General features: G+C 68.1%; 6 protein-coding genes. 2 read left to right on the top strand and 4 right to left on the bottom strand.

Translation table 11 applies throughout. The annotated features are described in order from the left end of the window. The first annotated feature begins 404 nt into the window (after positions 1–404). On the top strand, positions 405–3572 hold the full coding sequence (locus ABZX75_RS30645) for a hypothetical protein (protein WP_355416244.1): 3168 nt from the start codon (positions 405–407) through the stop codon (positions 3570–3572). 400 nt (positions 3573–3972) lie between these two features. On the opposite strand, the gene ABZX75_RS30640 is transcribed toward ABZX75_RS30645, so the two are convergent. The 4 genes from ABZX75_RS30640 to ABZX75_RS30625 all read right to left on the bottom strand — a co-directional run bounded on the left by ABZX75_RS30640 (position 3973) and on the right by ABZX75_RS30625 (position 11761). Then, a complete protein-coding gene (locus ABZX75_RS30640) occupies positions 3973–5217 on the bottom strand; it encodes a hypothetical protein (protein ID WP_355416242.1) in 1245 nt (414 codons plus the stop codon). A gap of 1451 nt (positions 5218–6668) precedes the next feature. Further along, complete coding sequence (locus ABZX75_RS30635; protein WP_355416240.1) at positions 6669–7013, bottom strand: hypothetical protein; 345 nt, start codon at positions 7011–7013, stop codon at positions 6669–6671. Positions 7014–7615: 602 nt separating this feature from the next. Continuing rightward, positions 7616–7963, bottom strand: coding sequence for a hypothetical protein (locus ABZX75_RS30630; RefSeq protein ID WP_355416238.1), 348 nt, complete (start codon positions 7961–7963; stop codon positions 7616–7618). 711 nt (positions 7964–8674) lie between these two features. After that, complete coding sequence (locus ABZX75_RS30625; protein ID WP_355416236.1) at positions 8675–11761, bottom strand: DNRLRE domain-containing protein; 3087 nt, start codon at positions 11759–11761, stop codon at positions 8675–8677. Between the two features lie 603 nt (positions 11762–12364). Here ABZX75_RS30625 and ABZX75_RS30620 point away from each other — a divergent pair. Beyond that, entirely contained in the window at positions 12365–19843 is a 7479-nt protein-coding gene (locus ABZX75_RS30620) for a ricin-type beta-trefoil lectin domain protein (RefSeq protein WP_355416235.1), read from the top strand. Positions 19844–19904: the final 61 nt, after the last annotated feature.

The raw sequence follows: 19904 nt of genomic DNA, 5'->3' as shown, positions 1-19904 counted from the left end.
GTCAGCACCACGGCCCCGGCCATAAGCGACAGGGCCAGCCCCACGCCCGTGCGCCCGGACCAGTCCGCCCACCAGCCGCACGCCGCCAGGAGCGTTCCCGCGAGGCGCCGGTGAAGACGAGCAGGCTCAGGGCGCAGACCTGCGCCACGCTGATCCCCGCGCCGGCGGCGGTCACCCGAACGCGAACCCGCAGAGCCCGACCGCCGACTACGAGCACGTCTTGCACGACAGCGGCTTGCGGCCGTTCGTCGACCCCCTCGGGGGTCTCTGCATCACCATGCGTTGTTCTCCCACACCCCGAAACTACGCGGGGCAGACCGGGTCTTGTACGTTTTTGCGCGCGCCCGGGCCCACACCCGGCGCGCGTCCACCACGCACCATCACACCGACAGTACGGTCGGCACATGTCGACCTCCCCCGACCGGGCCCCCCGGCACCGGGCTCCCCGCTGGGCGGCGTTCCTGTGCGCGGCCGGGCTGTTCGCCGCCGGCGCCCTGTTCATGCAGTACCTGGACGACCGGCCGCACGGTCTGGGCAAGCACCGGGAGCAGCGACTACAGTTCTCCGGGCGTCGCGAGGAAGCGTGTCAGGCCGTCTATGAGATGGGCCGGCGGTGTGAGGCCACCGGCGCGCGCATCGACGCCTTCCAGCACGCTATTAGCGCCGACAGCCACTGGCTGATCCCCGCGTACAGCCTTGCCCTCCTGTCGATCTTCGGGCTGGGCTTCCTCTTCCTCTACCGCCTGGCATCGCGGAGGTTCGCCTTTCGGGCGATGCTCCTCACTCCGGTGGCCGCTGCGGCAGACCTGGCTGAGAACGCCTTTCTGCGCAGTGCCTTGCAGCACATGGCCGACGATCCCGACTACGCGTTGATGGCGGCGGCCTCGTTCGCGCTGCTGAAGTGGGCGCTCGTCGCCCCACTGACCATCACCGCGGGCTGGGTGCTCCTCACGCTGCTCGCCAGGTGCTTCACAAAGAGGGCGAAACTGCGGCTCGCCCCGAAGGGGCCGGTCCTGCCGGGAAGCCTGGCGATCGCGCGCCGGACGGCCCGGACCCGGGCCGTCGAAGGGATGCGCAAGGCGGCGCTGGTGGCAGGCTTCTGGACGATGCTGATCAGCCGCAGGTTCCGGCGGCACGGCCCGCGGCTCCCCGTACGCTTCGCCCACCGGCTCGCCCACGGCGCCGACCCACCGCCGGACGATCTGCAGATCGTCGTGCCGCCGGCCGCGCCGCACCGTTCCGCGCCTCTGGAGGACTGGACCGCGCCCATGAGCGACCATGTGCCGCCGGAGAGTGCGCACCGGCGCTGGCGGAGCCGGTCCTTCCCCCTACCCGACCGTGAGGCGGCGGAGGTCGGCATCTGCGTGTCCGGCGGCGGGATCCGCTCCGCGTCGGTCACGCTCGGCGCTCTCCAGGCCCTACGCGAGGCAGGGGTGCTGACCACGGCGCGCTATCTGGTGTCCGTGTCCGGCGGCGGGTTCACGGCCGGGGCCTTCCAGTTGGCGCTGACCAGGAGGCAGCCGCAGCACCCGCAGAAAGGTCCTCAGGCGCGGGCCGACCTGGCTAAGCCCCATGACGTGTTCGCTCCCGGCAGCCCCGAAGAAGACCATCTGCGCCGGCATGCCAGGTACCTGGCGGACAATCCACCGGAGTTCGTGCGGGCCCTGGCCGCGGCGCTGCGCGGGGTCCTGGTCTCCCTCACGCTGATGGCCCTGACGTTCACAGTGGCCGGGATCGTGCTCAACGAGTTCTATTCGCTCGTCCCCGTGATCGAGATCGAACGCTTCCGGCCGAGCGGCTTCGACCCCACCTCGGCCTCGGGTACGACCTCGGGCGTGCGGGAGCTACTCCTCCCCCGCTACGCCTGGCTGCCCATCGTCGGCCTCGTCGCGGTCGCCGCAACGGTGTCCCTGGCGGCTTCCCTGCTCCGGCCCCAAACCGGGGCCGGGTGGCCCCGGTGGCTGCGGATCTCGGTGAAGGGCATCATGTGGATGGCCCTCGGGATCGCGGTGTACGCCCTACTCATCCCCCTCGTGCTGTGGTTCTTCGCCTGGCTGGTCCAGCGACAGAGGCTGTTCCCGGAGGGGGCGCCGGGCGTGTCCCTTCTCGCCGCCCTCACTGCGGCCCTCACCTGGCTGGGCGCGATGTTCACCGCCCTGTACCAGCAGGTGAAGAAGCTCCGCCCGGACGGTGAGAAGGCGGGATGGTTCTCCGCGGGCGGCACCTCACTCCTCACCAAGGTCGGTACGGGCTGGCTCCAGCACCTCGTCGTCTGGGTGGTGCTCCTCGTGCTCGGCTTCGTCGGCCTAGCCGTGCTCTCCTGGTCCACCGTGCTGTCCGACCGGTGGCACCTGGGGTGGCGGTTGGGCCTGCCCGCCGCGCTGCTCGTCCTGGCCGTGGTACTCGACCAGACCTTGTGCAGCCTGCACCCCTTCTACCGGCAGCGGCTGGCCAGCGCCTTCGCGGTGCGCCGCGCGGTCCTTTGGGACGGTTCCGTCGGAGCTTTGCCGTACGACTACCGCGCGGAGCTGACCCGGTTGAGCACGCACGCCGAGCGGGTGAAGCCCTTCCCGCAGGTCATCTTCGCGGCATCTGCGGCCCTGTCCAGCCGCAACCGCACCGCGCCGGGCAGGCGGGCCGTGCCCTTCACTTTCGCCTCCGACTATATCGGCGGTCCCGATGTCGGCTGGGTCAAGACGTCCACCCTCGAGCAGACCTCGCACCCCTTGATCCGGCGCGACCTTACCGTCCAGTCCGCCATCGCCGTGTCGGGCGCGGCCTTCGCGTCCACGATGGGCACGCAGTCCAAGGCAGTGCAGCGGCTGCTGGCCCTGTCCAACCTGCGTCTAGGCACCTGGCTGCCCAACCCGCTCTACCTCGCCGAGGTCGCGAAGTTCGCCCCGGACTGGACGATGCCCCGACTGCCCCGGATGCGGCGACTGCGCTATCAGCTCCAAGAGCTGATCGGGCTGTACTCCGACACCAGCCCCATGCTGCTGTGCACGGACGGCGCCCACACCGACAACCTGGGGCTGGTGGAGCTGCTCCGGCTGCGCTGCCGGAAGATCTACGTCATCGACTCCAGCGGCGACGTTCCGCCGCTGGCCACCACGCTCGCCCAGGCGATCGCCCTGGCGTACGACGACCTCGGCGTCGAGATCACCTTCGACCTGCCGGATCAGAACATGCTCACGCTCGTGCCGGGCAGCGCCGAGAAGCTGAGCCCCGAGGACCCGATGTCGGCCCTCAACGCGCGCCTGTCCGCGCGGTGCGTCGTACGGGGCACCATCCGCTACCCGGAACCCATCGAGTTCTCCCCGGGGGGAGTCGAGACCCGGGAGGGCACAATCATTTTCGCCAAGGCCAGCCTGACCACCGACATGCCCTACGAGCTGCTGAGCTACGCCCTCACCGAGAAAATCTTCCCCCGCCAGAGCACCTTTGACCAGTCGTTCGATCACGACCAATTCGACGCCTACCTCTCCCTCGGCCGCCACCTCGGCGCCGCAGCCGCGGGCAGCCGGCCCGTCATGCGCGTCCAGCCGAATCTGAGTCTGCGGCACGGCCGCTAAGACCTGTTGTGAAAGTGCTGGTCGCAGCCATTCGTTGAGGGCTACGACCAGCACGGCCGCTTCGTAGCGGACGGCGAGTTTGTCGTACCGGGTGGGTGTGCACGAGGCGCCATGGAATCGAGTGAGGTGAGAGACCTTCAGCGCCGAGTTGTCGCAGCAACCTGGCTGAAGCTCGAGGGCAGTTCGGCTCGGGGGATGTCGAGTCGAGCGGTAAGCAGCCCTGACAACGTCGGGACGGACTGGCACTGCCAGACAGCCCGGGTCCGACTAGCGAGGTGGTGTCCCCCCGCCTGCACGTAAGGCCATGCCCGAAGGCCACGGCACCATCGACGTGGTGGCGGTGCGTGGGGCGTTCAGCGGCTCGTCCGGTCCGGGCCCAGGTGGGCCGGCGGGCGGAGCGTCAGTACGAGCCTTTGGGGAGGACTTCAGGCGCGATCCGTACGGGGCCGTGTCCAGCCAGTGGGCCGGGCGGGACCAGCGCGGGGCGAGCAGTGCGGCCAGCCGCTGGCGGGTACGCAGGCCGGCGCTCGCAGCATCCAGGGGTGTGGTGAGTGCCTGGTGGGTGGGCCATGACCAAGCGGCGGGCGAACCCGGAGGGCGGGCCCTGGCGCCAGGAGTCGTCTTCCGCGAGGCGGGCTAGATGCTCGCCGACGGCCCCCGCGCCGTCGCTCTCGCCGGTCCGCTGGATGCGGGCGGCCAGCAGCGGCCACGGGCGGGAGCCGACGAGGAGGCCCGCGTCCCGCTCGCCGAGTACGTCCTTGGCCAGGGACACGATCCGGGCGTGCTCGGGCGGGCGGACGCCGAGCTGGTGCATCGCCTTGTTCCGGTCACCGAGGTTGAGGTCCTTGGGGACGTCCAGGCCTTCGGTGAGCGGGCCCCAGTAGCGGCGGGCGTCCCTGCTCAAGCCCACCTCCAGTGCCGGAGCAGGCGCCGGAGTGGCAGCGGCCCACGGGTCGGGGACCTCGTCGGTGCGTGCGGCCGGGACCTCGGCGGGCGCCGGGGCCGGGGCTGAAGCGGGCGGCGCAGCGGCGGCCGGGGCTGCGGCCGCGGTGGTGACGGCGGCGATGGCCTGGTCGACGCTGACCCCGGCCGCGTGCGCGTCGGTGAGGATCCGGGCGACGTCGATGCCCTTGGCGTCGAGTCGGGCCATCGCGGAGGCGATGTCCGGCCAGGCCGGGGAGGAGTGGATCGCGTCGCGGACCAGGCCCTCGGGCATCGTGGCCTTGAGGAGGTCGGCCCACCGGTCGGTGCCCTCCGCCTTCGTCCGCGCGATGTTCGCCACGACGGCCTGGTGGACTCCGGCGGTCATGCTGCCCATCTGCGGTAGGAAGGTGCCCAGGTCGATACCGGCCTGCTGGAGTGAGACGAGCTGGCGTGCCAACTGCGGCCAGTCCGCCCCGGCCATCAGCTCGGCCAGGATGTCGTCGCCGAGGACGCCGCGCAGCTGGTCGGCCGACCAGCCCGGGGCCATCTTCTCGGCGTCCTCGCTGAGTTTCTCTTCCTTGCCGGTGAGGCGTTTTTGGGTGGCGCGGCGTACGGCGTCGGTGATGGTCATCATCAGGCGGTAGGCCATCGCGGCGGTTTGCGCCGCTTCCCCGAGTGCTTCGGCGAACGGTTCGGGCTGGGGCGGGTATCCGGACGTCATCGGTAGGGCTCCTTCGGTCGGGGTCAGCGCGTACGGGACGGGCCCGGCCGGCCGGGGTCCGGGCGCGGCGGGGTGGCACACCGGTAACGGGCGTGGCGGTCGGCAGGCCACGGTGTGGCGTGCGCACCACCCGACCGGTACGCGGCTTCGTGGCCGGTGGCGGGGCGCCGGTCAGGCCGGCTGCCTCCCGCAGCAGCACGGCGGCCTCGCCAGCGGCTTTCGCCTGCGCCCGGTACGCCTGCGCCCGGTGCCAGGAGGCTGCGGCCTCCACCGCCTCCACGAGCGCGATCAGCAGCGTGAGGACGACCGCGGCGCCGCCCCCGCGTGCGGCGCGCGGGGCCCGCTCCAAGGCCCGGGTCGAGGCGCGCCATCCGGCCCGCGCGCGGCCTTCGAGGGAGCGGGCGCCGGGGGCGCGGGCGGCTTGCTCGAAGGCGTCGGCCGCTGACTGGACGCGGTCGCGGACCAGGGCCGGGGAGTGGGCGGCGGCCACCGCCAGGAGGTCGCCGAGGGCCGCGACGTCGCCCGCGCCTTCGTCCTGCCCGGCGCGGCCCAGGAGTACGGACGCCTCCCGGATCCGGTGCTCCGCGAGCGCCCAGTCGGCCTCGGTGACGAGGGGTTCGTAGCGTTCGCGGACGCGGGGCAGGGACAGGTCGTAGGCGAGCGTGGATCCGGCGAACCAGACGGGGCGGGTGCCGCCGTCGGCACGGTCGCCGGGCAGCGCGACCGCGTACCCGACGAGGGCGCCGTCGTCGTCGCGGTGTTCACGCACGCGCAAGCCCGCGTCGCGGAGCCGGTCGAGGAAGTCGGTGTCGCCGTGGGCGAGGGCGGCCGCGGTGCGGACGGTGCGCTGCAGGGACTCCCGGGCGGTCTCCGCGAGGCCGCGGCGGGCGGCTTTCTCGGCCTCGCCGGTGACCGGCCGGCGGCGCGCGGTGCGGTCGAGCGGGGACATCTCGGTGAGGCCCCAGCGGGCTTCGAAACCGCGGGCGGCGGTGTGCATGGCGGGGATGTCGCCGCGTACGCGGGGGTGGCGGCCGTCCTGGCGGGCGAGGGTCGCCGCGATGTGGATGTGGTCGTCCGCGTGCCGTACCGCGATCCACCGGCAGGCCTGTTCGTCGCCGTGTTCGGCGATGCCCGCGGCGTGCACCATGGCGGCGGCGACCTCGCTCCATTCCGCGTCCGACAGGACGCGATCGTCAGCGTGATTACGGACCGAGACGTGCCACACGTGCTCGTCCGGCTTCGGGCCGCGCAGCGCTTCCACGGGCGCGTCCAGGAGCAGCGCCAGATCGGCGAGCGACATGCGGTCCGGTGTCCGGGCAGGGCAGGGCAGGGCAGATCCGGGTCCCAGCCGCCGACCAGGTGGGGGTCTACGTGCTCGTCGCGCTCGCCCGGACCGAAGAGGTATTCCAGGAGGTCGATCGTCGTCGAGCCGCCCTCCGCCTTCTTCGGCATCACGACCTGGGGCGCCTCTCCCGCATCACCTGGAGCGTCGCCTCATCCACCCGGGCCACCGCCGCCAACGCCGCTTCCACCACGGTGGCGGCCGACTCCGGGACGCCGGCCCCGGACGGGCCGGTGGCGGTCAGCGAACGGAGCGCTGTGACGGTCTCCCGCAGATGCACCCGGGCCGCCACCAGCTCCCTCAGCACATCCCCGGCGTCCCGCGAGACCGGCACCAGCACGTGCTGCGCGACCGCCATCACCTGCCGTCCCGCCCACGCCGCGGGCGACATCCCCTCCCGCCCCGCAGCCAGCCGGACGGCCTCCAGCTCCGCGTCGTTGAACGACAGATTCACCCGCCGTCCACGTGGCGCGGACGTCAGCCGCTCACGCCGTCGGCCCCCGCCGGAAGGCCCCTCAGTACCCATGGATAACCGCTCTCGTATAACGCCCGTCCGGCCCGCTGAATACGCCGGGCCCTTCGGGTCCAGTCAGCCCGTACTGTTCCAGTACGTACTAACTGGCTGCCAATTTCTAATGCCTGAAAAATGGTTGCAGGACCGGGCCCGCAGGCCGGGAGAACAGGCGCGCCGACACCCGACATCACCCCCACCAACGACCCCGCACCCCCGCCCCCGCACCCCGCGCCCGGAACACCCCGAAGCAACCCACACCAGCACACCACCCGCACCGCACCACCACCAACACGCCACGCGCCCCACCCCCACCCCCCGACAACACACCACCACCACCACACCCCCACAAAGGGGACTCCGCCGCGTGGGCACGTGACCGTAGAACTCGGCACTGTCAAACAAATCCCCCTCACCGAATATCTCTACACCAGACGAATTTCCGCCACAATCTCCGCTGCATAGACTTCTTCTATTTCTTGCAAGAATTCCAGGCAATCTCTTTCTCAAGAGGAAGAGAAATGCTGGCGTGAGGAGGCTGGGGGTTAGACCGACGGAGACCCGGCATAGTCGTATCGTCGGTAGCCGTGGCCATCGGCGTGCCAGTCCAGCAGGAGAGCCGCGTCGCCGACCGCCTCGTCACTGCCCGCCCTGACGCTGACGGTCGGTGTCCGGTAGCGGCCACGGTGGTTGGAGCTGGAGTCGCTGTCTTCCAGTCGCGACTCGATCTCGGCGAAGTCCCGGGCAAGGGTGGGGCGACCCGTGTGGGCGTGCTTGATCTGGAGCCGGAGCTTGGCACCGTCCAGGATGGTCGGATCGTCGATGGCGTAATAGCTCGGGCCGTCCCACTTGGCCACGGCGTAGGTGTAGACGGTCGATGGACCGGGCCGCACAGACCTCGACCGTGATCTTCCAGTTGTCCGGCCAGGGCCCGCTGTATCCGACGTCGTCGATGTCCTGTGTGCTGCTGGAGCAGCGGTACTTCAGGGTCACCGCGGCGGCGGGACCGCCGGCAACGGCTCCGGCGGTCAGGACCGAGGCCATGGCGACCACGGCCGCCTTCGGGAGAGTGATCTTGTTCATGCAGTGCTCAATGCGATCGCGCGACCACTCGACACGGCAGGTAAGAGAAGCCACCCAAAGGGGTGACCTCTCTCCCAGCTCCGACACTATGACCCAATGGATTCAGTCATGGAGGTTGGAATAAAAGCCGCCGGTGCGGCGTGGTCGGGAGCTTGGTGACCGGCTGGTTCGCTCGCAGGGCCGGCCAACGACAAGCGGCAGCCCGCATGGCAGCCGGCGACCAGCAATCCGACAACGGATCGGGCATGGACCACTCCGGCTTCATTGGCCAGTATCCCAGCGTCCCCAGCGAAGGGACGGCGATTGTTGATCGGTCCACAAGTGACACCAGCGGCGGCTCGACAAGGTCACACGGGGGCACGGAATCCGCGCAGCGCCGACCGGCCTTCGCGGCTGTCGAGCTTGCGCGGATACGGCGAGTGGCGGCGGGCGCCTGCTCGGCATACCCCTCGGACAGCAGCAGAGCGCCGCCCGGAGGGGAGCTGTGTCCCGGCCGGGCGGCGTCGTGAGCTGTGGTGCGGTTATCCGATGGTGAGGAAGGTGTTCCAGCCGTCCTCATCACGGCCGGACGCTCCGCCGAGGGTGGCGGTGCCGCCCTGGTAGAGCCATTGGTTTCCGAGGGTGTCCACGGCCCAGATGTCGGGGATGCCGTCGCCGGTGGCGTCGGGCGTGCCGAGGATCTTGGGGATGGTGGCTCGGCCCCAGCCGGTGGTGGCGTAGGTGTAGTCCTGTCCGCCTGCGGAGCTGGCGGCGTCCTTGAGGGAGACGAGGTCGACTCCGCCGTTGACGCCTGCCTTGCCCTTGCGCAGGGCGAGTCCGCGGTTGGCGTTGGCGTTGTCCCGGAAGAGGAGGTCGGGGACCTTGTCTCCGGAGACGTCTCGGACGCCGACGATGTCGCGGTCGGCCCAGACCGCGGTGGCCACCTTCTTGAAGGTGGTGAAGCTGGATCCGGTGTATCCGGAGAAGGCCCACAGCACATCGTCGGCGATGGCGAACATGTCCGCGAAACCGTCGCCGTCGATGTCCTCGGTGACGACGATCTGCCGGAGCGTCGCCGGGTCGGGTGCACCGGCAGGGAGCAGGATTTCCATGCGGCGGCCTACGTCGAACTGGCCGGTGCCGATGCCCGGGTAGACGTACAGCTTGCCGTCGGGCATCCGGGCGATGAGGTCGGTCAGACCGTCACCGGGGAACCAGTCGGTGGAGTGGCCGATCAGCGCGGGCTTGCCGTCGGTGGTCTTCCAGTAGCCGGCGGGAACAGGGATGCCGTCCTGGACGGCGCCCGGGATGAAGGCGTCGGTGTCACCTACCGCGTCGCCGGCGTAGGAGCGGAGGTTTCCGTCCTTGTCGATGGCGAAGAGGTCGGGGTGCCCGTCACCGGTCGTGTCACCGGGCTTGTCCTGGCCGGGCCGGGGCTTGACCAGGAAGTGGTAGGTGGTCTGGTCGGAGATGTTGCCGTACTGGTTGACGGTGCGGACGTAGAGAACGTTGGGCCCGGTGGTGTCGACCTGAAGCTTGATGGAGGCCAGGTCTTTCTCCCACGGGACGACCTTCTTGTCGAAGAGGGGCCGGTTGAGGCTCCACTGGTACTCGCGGATGTCCGTGGCCGGGGTGCCGTTGCCTCGGACCTCGATCCACTGGTCCGGTGTGCCGGCGGGGTTGATGCTCCACTCGGAGTAGTTATCGCCTGGGGCCGGGAAGTAGTACGAGCTGACGGCAGGGGTGTTGGGAACGGTGTGGTTGACGGTGAAGGTGCACCAGCCGCCGCCTCCGGAGTCGGCCGGACCGGAGCCGGATCCCCAGCCGTCCCAGTCGGATGTGCGCGAGAGCCAGTAGTACTTCTTCCCGGAGGTGAAGGCGTCCCAGGCGAGTTCCTTGGTGACGAATCCGTCGCTGTTGGGCCACAGCCACTCGTTGTGGATCTGCGCGCCGCTGACGGCGTCCCACACCTCGATCTGGACCTGCTTGAGGTTGCCGTCGCGGTCGGTGCCCTTGACCTGGAAGGTTATGTTCGTCTTGCCGATACCGGTGCCGGGGCTGGTGGTCAGGCAGGGGCCGCCGGGGAAGGTCTGCATGTTCGCCGCGACGGGGGTGTCGGGCGGGTTGTTGTAGACGATCTCGATGTACGGGGCGGTCTCGCCGTTGGCGATGAACTTCTTCCAGTAGTACGAGTCCGACTCGTTCGGTGCGGCGAAACCAAGCGACAGGGCGCCCCAGCCGCTGTTGGCGGCGTCGGTGACCAGACCCTTGATGTCGGGGGCGATCCAGTTGTCCGGGCAGGTGCTGTTGTAGCCGTAGCCCGCGTACTCGGTGGCGACCTTCCGGTTCCAGTAGGTCGCGTTGTTGGTGTTGTTCCACGTACTCGACGAGGTGACGAAGGGGGTCGAGTAGATGTCCATCGCCTTCTGGCTGCACGACCAGGAGTACGTCTGCAGGGCCCGCACGCTGGCGGAGAGGATGCCGGCGCCGTGGAGCTCGCTGCCGAAGTAGAAATTGAAGATGGAACGGGAAGTGCCGCCGGTCGTGGACTCGTACCCCACACGGGCTTCGTTGGTGCCGCTGGCGTTGTAGTTCTGCCCGTTGTAGAAGCTGGAGTTGCCCTCGGTCTTGTAGAGCAGTGACCAGGAGTGCTTGTGCCCCTTGAAGGAGGGGTCGATGAACACCGGGTAGGCCGTCTCGGGCGCGTTCAGCAGGGAACTGTCCGGGGTGATGGAAAGGGTGTTCTCGGCCAGGGCGGCCTTGGCGGGCTTCAGCCGCGCGCCCTCCGCCCCGGCCAGCCCGGACAGGGCGAGGGTCGAGTGCTGCTGGGCGACCTCGGTCGGCTTCCAGGCCGGCTCGTTGTCGGTGGTGGCGACCTTGCCGCTGGAATCCCACATCATCGGAGTCGGGGAACCGGCGACTTCCTCGTCCGCGGCGTTGCGTGCGCTGACCGCACCCGACTCAGCGTCCAGGCGGAAAGCCAGATCGGGTGAGGCGAGACGGTACTTCAGCTGACCGAGCAGGGGGTCGGCGGCGGCCGGCCTGTCCTTGACGACGAGGAGGTGCGAATAGCCGCCGTCCTGCGCGGTCAACACGAGGTCTATCCCGGGCCGGACGTTCTCATACAGCGCGCGCGGGCCGTCGATCACCGGCTCGGGCAGAGCGCCCGGCCAGCTGACGACGATGTCGTGGCCATCGGTATTCAGCCGGACCAGCTCGGTCCATACCTCACCTGGTGTGTCTTGCCGAAGGGCCACCCGGGTGACGGAGCGCGAAGACCGCTCCCCGGCACCGGCAGCGGTCTGCTGCTTGGAGCCAGCGCTGAACAGGACCCGGCCGTTGACAGCCTTGGCCGCGAAGCCGCCTTCCACCCGCTCCAGGCTGGTGTCGATCGCCTTCCACCGGCCGTCCACCTGGGCGCGGACGGCTGAGCTGAAAACCTGCTTGCGAAACGTTCCGTCAGGCAGCGCCCACGTCGTGGTGTTCGCACCGCGCGCCGCGGTGACCTCGACCTCCTTCCCGGACTCCTCCGCCAGACGCCGCGCCTGCGGCTCCGCGACAGGCGCGTCTTCGGCCGGCCGGGCCTGCTGCGGCTTCCCGCTGCCGGCCACGTGCACGCCGACCGGCACGGCAACGGCTACCGCCAGGAGAGCAGCGAGGCCTCCCAGGGTCCTGCGGCGCTTGAACCAACGGACTGCCGGTGCGACAACTCCGTTTTCAGCAGGTTTCGTTGGCGGACTGTCGTCCACGGATTCGCTGACAGACACAGACGTACTTCTCCCCCCTCGGGCACACACTTCGGCAGCCCTCGGTACTCACAATGATTCGGCCACCGGCCCGAAAGATGTGAAAGGCCGACTCCCCGCCTGCCTTTCACGCACAAGAGGTGCGAGCCGAGCATGAACCATTCCACCGACATCTTCACCCCCCGCGCCGCCCCAACGATCCACCAGTTGCAGCCCCTTTGTACCGATTACCACAGGGTAAACTGCCGATAAAGTGATTAAGGCCACACTCGATATGGGAACCATAGGTTTTCCGGTGCTCTGGCCGCAGAATCAGCTGGCTAATTGTCAGTTTCCTGCCGCCCGTGTGCCATCGCCCGCGGCGGCAGAGCGTGGGGGGTCCACATGTCGCCGTTGTCGGCGAACCATTTCCGCCTGCCCGGAAACAGAAAGGCCCGCGCGAAACGCGCGCGCCTCGCCGGGCGCACCGGCATCACACTCTCCGTGGTGCTGGTCGCATCTCTCCTGCCCGTCCAGGCCTGGGCCGCGCCACCGGGCGACCGAAGCGGCGTCACCCTGCCCGGCCTCCAGGAAGACCTGAAGGCAATACTCGATCAACGTGCGACCGCGCAGTTGGAGGACTGGGCACCGCCGACCTCCACGTTGCCGTCGGGGTACGAGCCCAACGCGAAGACGCCTCCGGTTGCCGACTCTGGCACCGTCCCGCTCAGCGGTGACCAGCCCATTCAGGTCGGCGACCTTCCTGTGAGCCTGGGCAAGGCCACGGGGTCTTCGACGAATCCGTCGGGAGTCTGGTCGGCGGCCATCGAGAGCCGTGCCGTGACCGAGGCCGCTGGCATGGACGGCGCCCTCATCAAGGTCACGCCTCCTGCCGACAGTGCCACTGCGATCGATGTCCACCTGGACTACGCACAGTTCAAAGACATCTACGGCACCGAGTGGGCCTCCCGTCTGAAGTTCAGGCAGTTCCCCGCGTGCATCCTGGAGAGACCGACCGACCCTGACTGCCAGCTCTCCAAGGAAGTCCCGAGCGTCAACGACCCGTCCACGAAGTCGGTCCGGGCCACCGTCGATCCGGCGACTTCCCCGGGCCAGGGTCTTCAAACGATGGCTCTCAGCGGCGGCAGTGGTCCGATGGTCCTGGCAGCCTCCGACGGTGGTTCCGGGGTGGGCGGCAGCTACAAGGCCACGTCTCTTTCCCCCTCCGGGTCCTGGACTGCGGGTGGCAGCGGCGGCGGGTTCTCGTGGACCTACCCCTTGACCGTTCCCTCGCCCCCGGCGGGTCCGGCACCCAAGATCGCGTTCTCGTACTCGTCCCAGGCTGTCGACGGGAAAACATCCGTAGCCAACAGCCAGGCCTCCTGGATCGGGGACGGCTGGGACTACGAACCGGGCTTCATCGAGCGCCGCTACCGGTCCTGCGCCGACGATCTAGAAGCCACGCCCGCCGGTGCGGCGAACAACAACAACGCCACTGACAAGAAGAAGGGCGACCTGTGCTGGGTCGGCGACAACGTGGTGATGTCGCTCGGCGGCTCCACCACCGAGCTCGTCCACGACACAGCGACCGGGAAGTGGATCCCCGCCTCCGACGACGGCTCCCGGGTCGAGCACATGACCGACACGAGCCTCACCAACGGAGCCAGGGGCGGCGAGTACTGGATCGTCACCACGCGGGACGGCAGCCGCTACTTCTTCGGCCGCCACGATGTCGACGGCGCGGGCAGCCGTGCTGTCACCGATTCGGTCCTGACCGTGCCCGTCTTCGGCAACCACCCCGGTGAGCCCTGCTACAAGGCGGCGGCCTTCGCCGACTCCTCCTGCGGCACCCAGCAGACGGCCTGGCGCTGGAACCTCGACTACGTCGAGGACGTCCACGGCAACGCCATGATCATCGACTGGAAGAAGGAGGACGGCCGCTACGCCAAGAACGAGAAGTTCAAGGAAGCGGTCACCTACAACCGCGCCGGATACCCGACCCAGATCACCTATGGTCTCCACAAGAACAACCTGTCCGGTGCGCCCTCGGCAAAGGTCGAGTTCACCGTCGACGAACGCTGCGTCGAAGAGGCCAAGTGCGACCCCGCGCGGTTCGAGTCGAAGAACTACGGGGACAAGCAGTACTGGTGGGACACACCCTCCACACTCCACTGCAAGGCCGGCGCCGACTGCTACATCGGCTCGCCGACCTTCTGGACCCGCAAGCGCCTGACCGCGGTCACCACCTCCGCTCAGCGCACCGAGGGCTCCACCGCTCTCTCCTTTGTCGACCGGTGGACCCTGACCCAGTCATTCCTCGAGCAGCGCACTGACACCTCTCCGCCGCTGTGGCTGGAGTCCATCCTCCGCACGGGCTACAGCACCGAGAGGGACACTCAGAACAAGCAGCTGAGCGCATCCCTGCCCGCAGTCTCCTTCCTTCCCAACGGCAAGGACATGCCCAACCGGGTCGCCAATCCGCCCACTCCAGACGGGAAGAAGGACGCGGCGCCAGACTTCGACCGCCTTCGGGTGGAGACCATCCGTACCGAGGTGGGCGGCGAGATCAAGGTCGCGTACTCCGCTCCCTGCGCGATCGAGGCGCCGCGCCCTCAGCCCGCAGCCAATACGAGCCGTTGCTACCCGGTCCACTGGTCACCGGACACCGGTCTTGAGAACCCGCCGCTGGCGTGGTTCAACAAGTACGTCGTCGAGAGCGTCACCGAGAAGGACCGTGTCGCCCGCCAGCCGGACGTCATCACCAGCTACGTGTATGAGGGCGATGCGGCCTGGGCGAAGGAGACCGACGAGTTCTCCAAGCCCAAGATGCGGACATACAGCCAATGGCGCGGCTATGCCTCCGTGGTGACGAAGCGAGGCGTCACCACCACGGGTGGGCACGATGCGACCGAGCAGTCTCAGACCCGGATCCGGTACTTCCGCGGCATGTCCGGTGACGCGGGCCGCGCCAAGATCACGGTCAAGGACTCCACCGGTGTCGAGGAACTCGGTGAGGACCTTCCCCAGTACCAGGGGATCGCCGCGGAGAGCACCACGTACTCGAAGGCCGGCGGCAGCGCCGTCTCCCGCGTCCTGACCTGGCCATGGCACAAACTGAGTGGCTCCCGGCCCAGGGTCGAGAACACGCCGCTGTACGCGTACCGCTCCGGTACCTCACGCACCGACAAAATCCAGTGGGTCAGCGGCGGCTCCACCCGCACGCACCGCACCCGCAACACCTTCGACAAGACACACGACGCAAACTTCGACGATTCCTACGGCCTCGTTCAGGCCGTGCAGTCCGAAATGGTCACCCCCAACGGCACCGGGGGCTGGACGACGAGCGACCAGACCTGCGCCAGCACCACCTACGTCCACAACACCACCGCACATCTGATCGGGCTGGTCAACAGCATTCGCACCACCGTCGGTGATTGCGCGCAGAAGGCCACCGGGCAGCTGCTCTCACAGACGCGTACCTCCTACGACGCACTCAACGCGTTCGGCACCGCCCCCAGCAAGGGGCTCGCCTACCAGGTCGACACCAACGACGCCGCCGGCACCGGCTGGATCACCACCGCCCGCACCGAGTACGACACGCTGGGCCGCTCCATCAAGGTCCTCGACGCGGCGGGTAACCCCGTCACCACCACCTACAGCCCCGCCACGGGTCCGGCGTTCTCGGTGACCAGCACCAACGCTCTGGGGCACACGTCCACGACCAGGAGCGACCCCGGCCGCGGCCAGCCGCTGGAGGACACCGACGCCAACGGCCGGAAGATCACAACGGCCTACGACGCCCTGGGCCGCGCCAAGGAGATCTGGACGCCCTCGCAGAAGCCGGGCACCGACAAGGCCGCCCACACCTTCAGCTACCAGATCACCGAACACGAGCCTCCGGTCGTCACGAGCGCGACCCTGGAGGACGACGGTACGTACACGCAGACCATCGCGATCTACGACGGGCTGCTGCGTCCCCGTCAGGGACAGGCCGAGGCACTGGGCGGCGGCCGCCTGATCACCGACACCCTGTACAACTCCAACGGCACCGTCCGCCAGACCAACAACAGCTACCGCGCCGACGGTAAGCCGGACAAGAACATCTTCGTCCCCGAGTCCCAGACCGCAGTCCTCAACTCCACGCAGGCCGCGTACGACGGTCTCGGCCGCCCCGTGCGGACCACCACCTTCCACGGGACGGAGGCAAAGGACTCCACCACCAACCAGTACGCGGGTGACTGGACCCTGTCCCGTACCGGCATGTCCGCCGACGGCACGACACCCCTCAAGGGCAGCCGCGCGGTCAAGACCACGACCGACGTCCTCGGCCGGACCTCCCAGATCGAGCACTACACCACCACCAACCTCGGCGTGACCAACCCGGCGTCGAACAAGACCAGCTACACCTACGACCTGCGCAACAAGCTGTCCAAGGTCACGGACACGGTCGGCAACACCTGGACCTACAGCTACGACGCTCGCGGCCGGATGACCGGCTCCGAGGACCCCGACATGGGCAAGGCGACCTTCGCCTACGACAACCTCGACCAGCAGATCTCCGCCACCAACGCCTCTGGTCAGACCCAGTACACCAAGTACGACGCCATCGGCCGCAAGACCGAACTGCGGGACGACAACGCGACCACCGGCCCCAAGGTCGCCAGCTGGACCTACGACACCCTCCTCGGTGCCAAGGGCCAGCCCGTCGCCTCCACCCGCTGGATAGGCAGCGACGCCTTCACCAGCGAGGTCACCGGCTACGACAGCGAATACCGGCCCACCGGATCGAAGATCACGATCCCGGCCACCGCGGCCACCACCGGCCTCGCCGGCACCTACTCCTACAGCGCCACCTACACCCCCACCGGCAAGGTCCAGTCGACCACCGTCCCGGCAACGGCCGGCGGTCTCGCCGCCGAGAAACTGATCACCCGCTACAACGCCGACGGCATGCCCCAGACCATGTCAGGTCTGTCCTGGTACACCGCCGACACCGTCTACAGCCCGTACGGGGAAGTCCTGCGCACCGCCACCGGCAGCGCCCCGAACCGGGTATGGACGACGAACACGATCAACCCCAACACCGGCCAGCTAACAGAATCTCAAAGCCACCGCGAGACCGCGCCCAATCTCCTCTCCGCGATTTCCTACACCTACGACACGGTCGGCAACCCCACCTCCATCACCGACACGCGGCCTGGTGGCGCCGTCGACCGTCAGTGCTTCACCTATGACGCGATGGGCCAGCTCACCAAGGCGTGGACCGGAAAGACATCGGCCTGTACGGAACCCACCGACTTGGATCCCACGCCAGCCACCCCGGGGCCTGACGGCGACGGCTTCTGGCAGGAATACCAGTTCGACGCGATCGGCAACCGCACCCAGCTCCTCGACAAGGACCCCGCCAACGGGTCCGTCCGCGAGAAGACCACCTACGCCTACGGCCTGGACATGGGCGGCGGAGTCAAGAAGCAGCCGCACGCTCTGGTCAGTGCCACGAAGACGACGACCAAGCCGGGCTCCACGGTCAATTCCCTGTCCACCTACGCCTACGACGCCACGGGCAACACCAAGACCCGCCGCATCGACGGTGACACCCAGGACCTGACCTGGGACCCCCGCAACAAACTCACCTCAGCCACCAGCCCCGGCATCGGCGCCGTCGCCGTCACCGGCCTCGCCGGCAAATGCCTCGACGTCGAAAGCGGCGCGAACCCCGACGACGCCGCAGTGCAACTGCTGACCTGCAACGAGTCCAAGCCCCAGCAGTGGCGCCTCACCGGTGACACCGTCCAGGCCCTCGGGAAATGCCTCACCGCCATAGGCGGCGAAGCCCGCCTGAAGCCCTGCGACGGCACCACCCAGCAGAAGTTCACCTACCGGGCCGACAAGACCCTCTTCAACACCTCGGCCCAACAGTGCGTCACCGTCCCCAACGACAACGCCACCGACGGCAACGACCTCGACATCTACACCTGCCACGGAACCCCTGCCCAGCAGTGGAACTTCAGCAACACCACCAACTACATCTACGACACCTCCGGTAACCGCCTCATCGAGGAGACCGGCAGCTCCCGCACCCTCTACCTCGGCGAAGCCGAGATCACCGTCAACAAGGCCGGCCAGGCCATGGACGCCGTCCGCTACTACAGCAGCCCCGGCGCCCCCACCACCGTCCGCCGCACCAACGGCAAAACCACAGGCCACAGCCTCTCCGTCCTACTCACCGACCACCACAACACCGCCACCACCAGCGTCGAACAGACCACAAACCAGCCCGTCACCCGCCGCAAGTCCGACCCCTACGGCAACCCCCGCGGCACCCAACCGACCAACTGGCCCGGCAGCCGCACCTTCCTCGGCACCGGCAACGACGACAACACCACCGCCCTCACCCACATCGGCGCCCGCGAATACGAACCCACCACCGGCCGCTTCATCTCAGTCGACCCCATCATCGACATCACCGACCCGCTCCAAATGAACGGCTACACCTACTCCCACGGCAACCCCCTCACCAACTCCGACCCCACCGGCCTCAAAGACGACAACTGCGCACACCACTCGAACTGCACCGCAAACGGCGGAACCATCACCGAAGAAGGCTCCTACGACTACAAAGAGCCGTCCCCAGCACCCAAGGGCAATGGAGGAGACAACAAAACCAAAAACAAGAACAAAAACAAGGGCTGCAGCTTCTGGTCCAAGTGCAGCCTCGACAAGAAACTCAAGGCCACCAAAGACTTCTGGAACGCGAACAAGGTAGCGATCGTCTCGTTCGCCACTGAGGTCGTTGTAGCAGGCGCATGCTTGGGAACCGCCGTCGGAGCTGGTCTCGCCACAGGCGGTGTCGGATTCGCCATAGCGGTCGGCTGCGGAGCAATAGCCGGAGCCGCAGGCGCTGCAGTCGCCAACATGATGACACCAGGCGCCGACCACAGCGTCATGGGCCAACTCAAAGACATGGGAGAAGGTGCACTCTGGGGCGCTGCGGGGGCAGCAGCAGGAGGAGCCGCCGCACCCGCCATCAAAGCAGTAGGAAAAGCCGTCGGTAACGCAGTTGGCAGGGGAACCAGCAAAGTCCGCTCCAGCGGCGGCTCCAAGAGCACGTCATGTTCAATCGGTAACAGTTTTGCCGCCGGGACCTTGGTGCTCATGGCCGACGGCACAACTAAGCCGATCGAAGACCTCCAGCCTGGCGACAAGGTACTAGCCGCCGACCCCGAGACAGGTGAAACCGCTGCAAAGGATGCAACGGCCACCATCCTGGGCCAAGGGTCCAAGAACCTCGTCGAGATCACCATTGACTCCGACGGTGCCCCCGAGACAGCCCCCGACCACATCACCGCAACAGACAAACACCCCTTCTGGGTACTCGACCTCGCCAAGTGGGAAGACGCCACAGACCTCCGGTCCGGCCAGTGGCTCCGCACCAACAACGGCGCCCGCGTCCAGATCACTGAAGTCAAGCGCTGGACAGCCCAGCTTGAAACCGTCTACAACCTCACCGTCGCAGACATCCACACGTACTATGTGCTCGCAGGCGCCACCCCGGTCCTCGTCCACAATTGCGGCAGTGGCGGCGCGGACATTGATCATCTAACCGACATAGTGGATGACGTGACAGATAAGGCCGGAGCTGGCGCAGGTTGGCGCACGCAGGGCGCCCTGCACGCCGATACCGGAAGTCCTGGCGGCCTAGATCTGGTAGCAGTTGGTGCCCGAGCGGATCTCACTGCAGGCCAGTGGGGAGGCCTTCCCTCGCTGGGCTCTGGAACTCTTCCGATTCGCGTGCCTCAGCCAGCGAAGACTGTGAGTACGGATCGTTTGTGGCACGCGGAAGTAAAGCTTTGGACTGAAGCTGCCGCCACCTTGCAAGTCCAGCCCAAACTACTTGTTGTAAGCCGCCCAATCTGCCCTGCCTGCCAGGCCTTCCTAACCCGCCGAGGTGCGACGATCACATCAGATAGAACGGCTGCCTGGTAAGAACGATGCTAGGGGCCGAGAAGTCCAACTTCTCGGCCCCATAACACATATCTTTGGAGTG

Source organism: Streptomyces sp. NPDC003038, assembly GCF_040611115.1.
GTDB lineage: Bacteria > Actinomycetota > Actinomycetes > Streptomycetales > Streptomycetaceae > Streptomyces.
This window is presented reverse-complemented; position numbering and strand designations above follow the sequence as displayed.

Coding starts and splice junctions, on each gene's coding strand:
- ABZX75_RS30645 (WP_355416244.1), top strand. CDS start 405: ATGTCGACCTCCCCCGACCGGGCCCCCCGGCACCGGGCTCCCCGCTGG.
- ABZX75_RS30640 (WP_355416242.1), bottom strand. CDS start 5,217: ATGACGTCCGGATACCCGCCCCAGCCCGAACCGTTCGCCGAAGCACTC.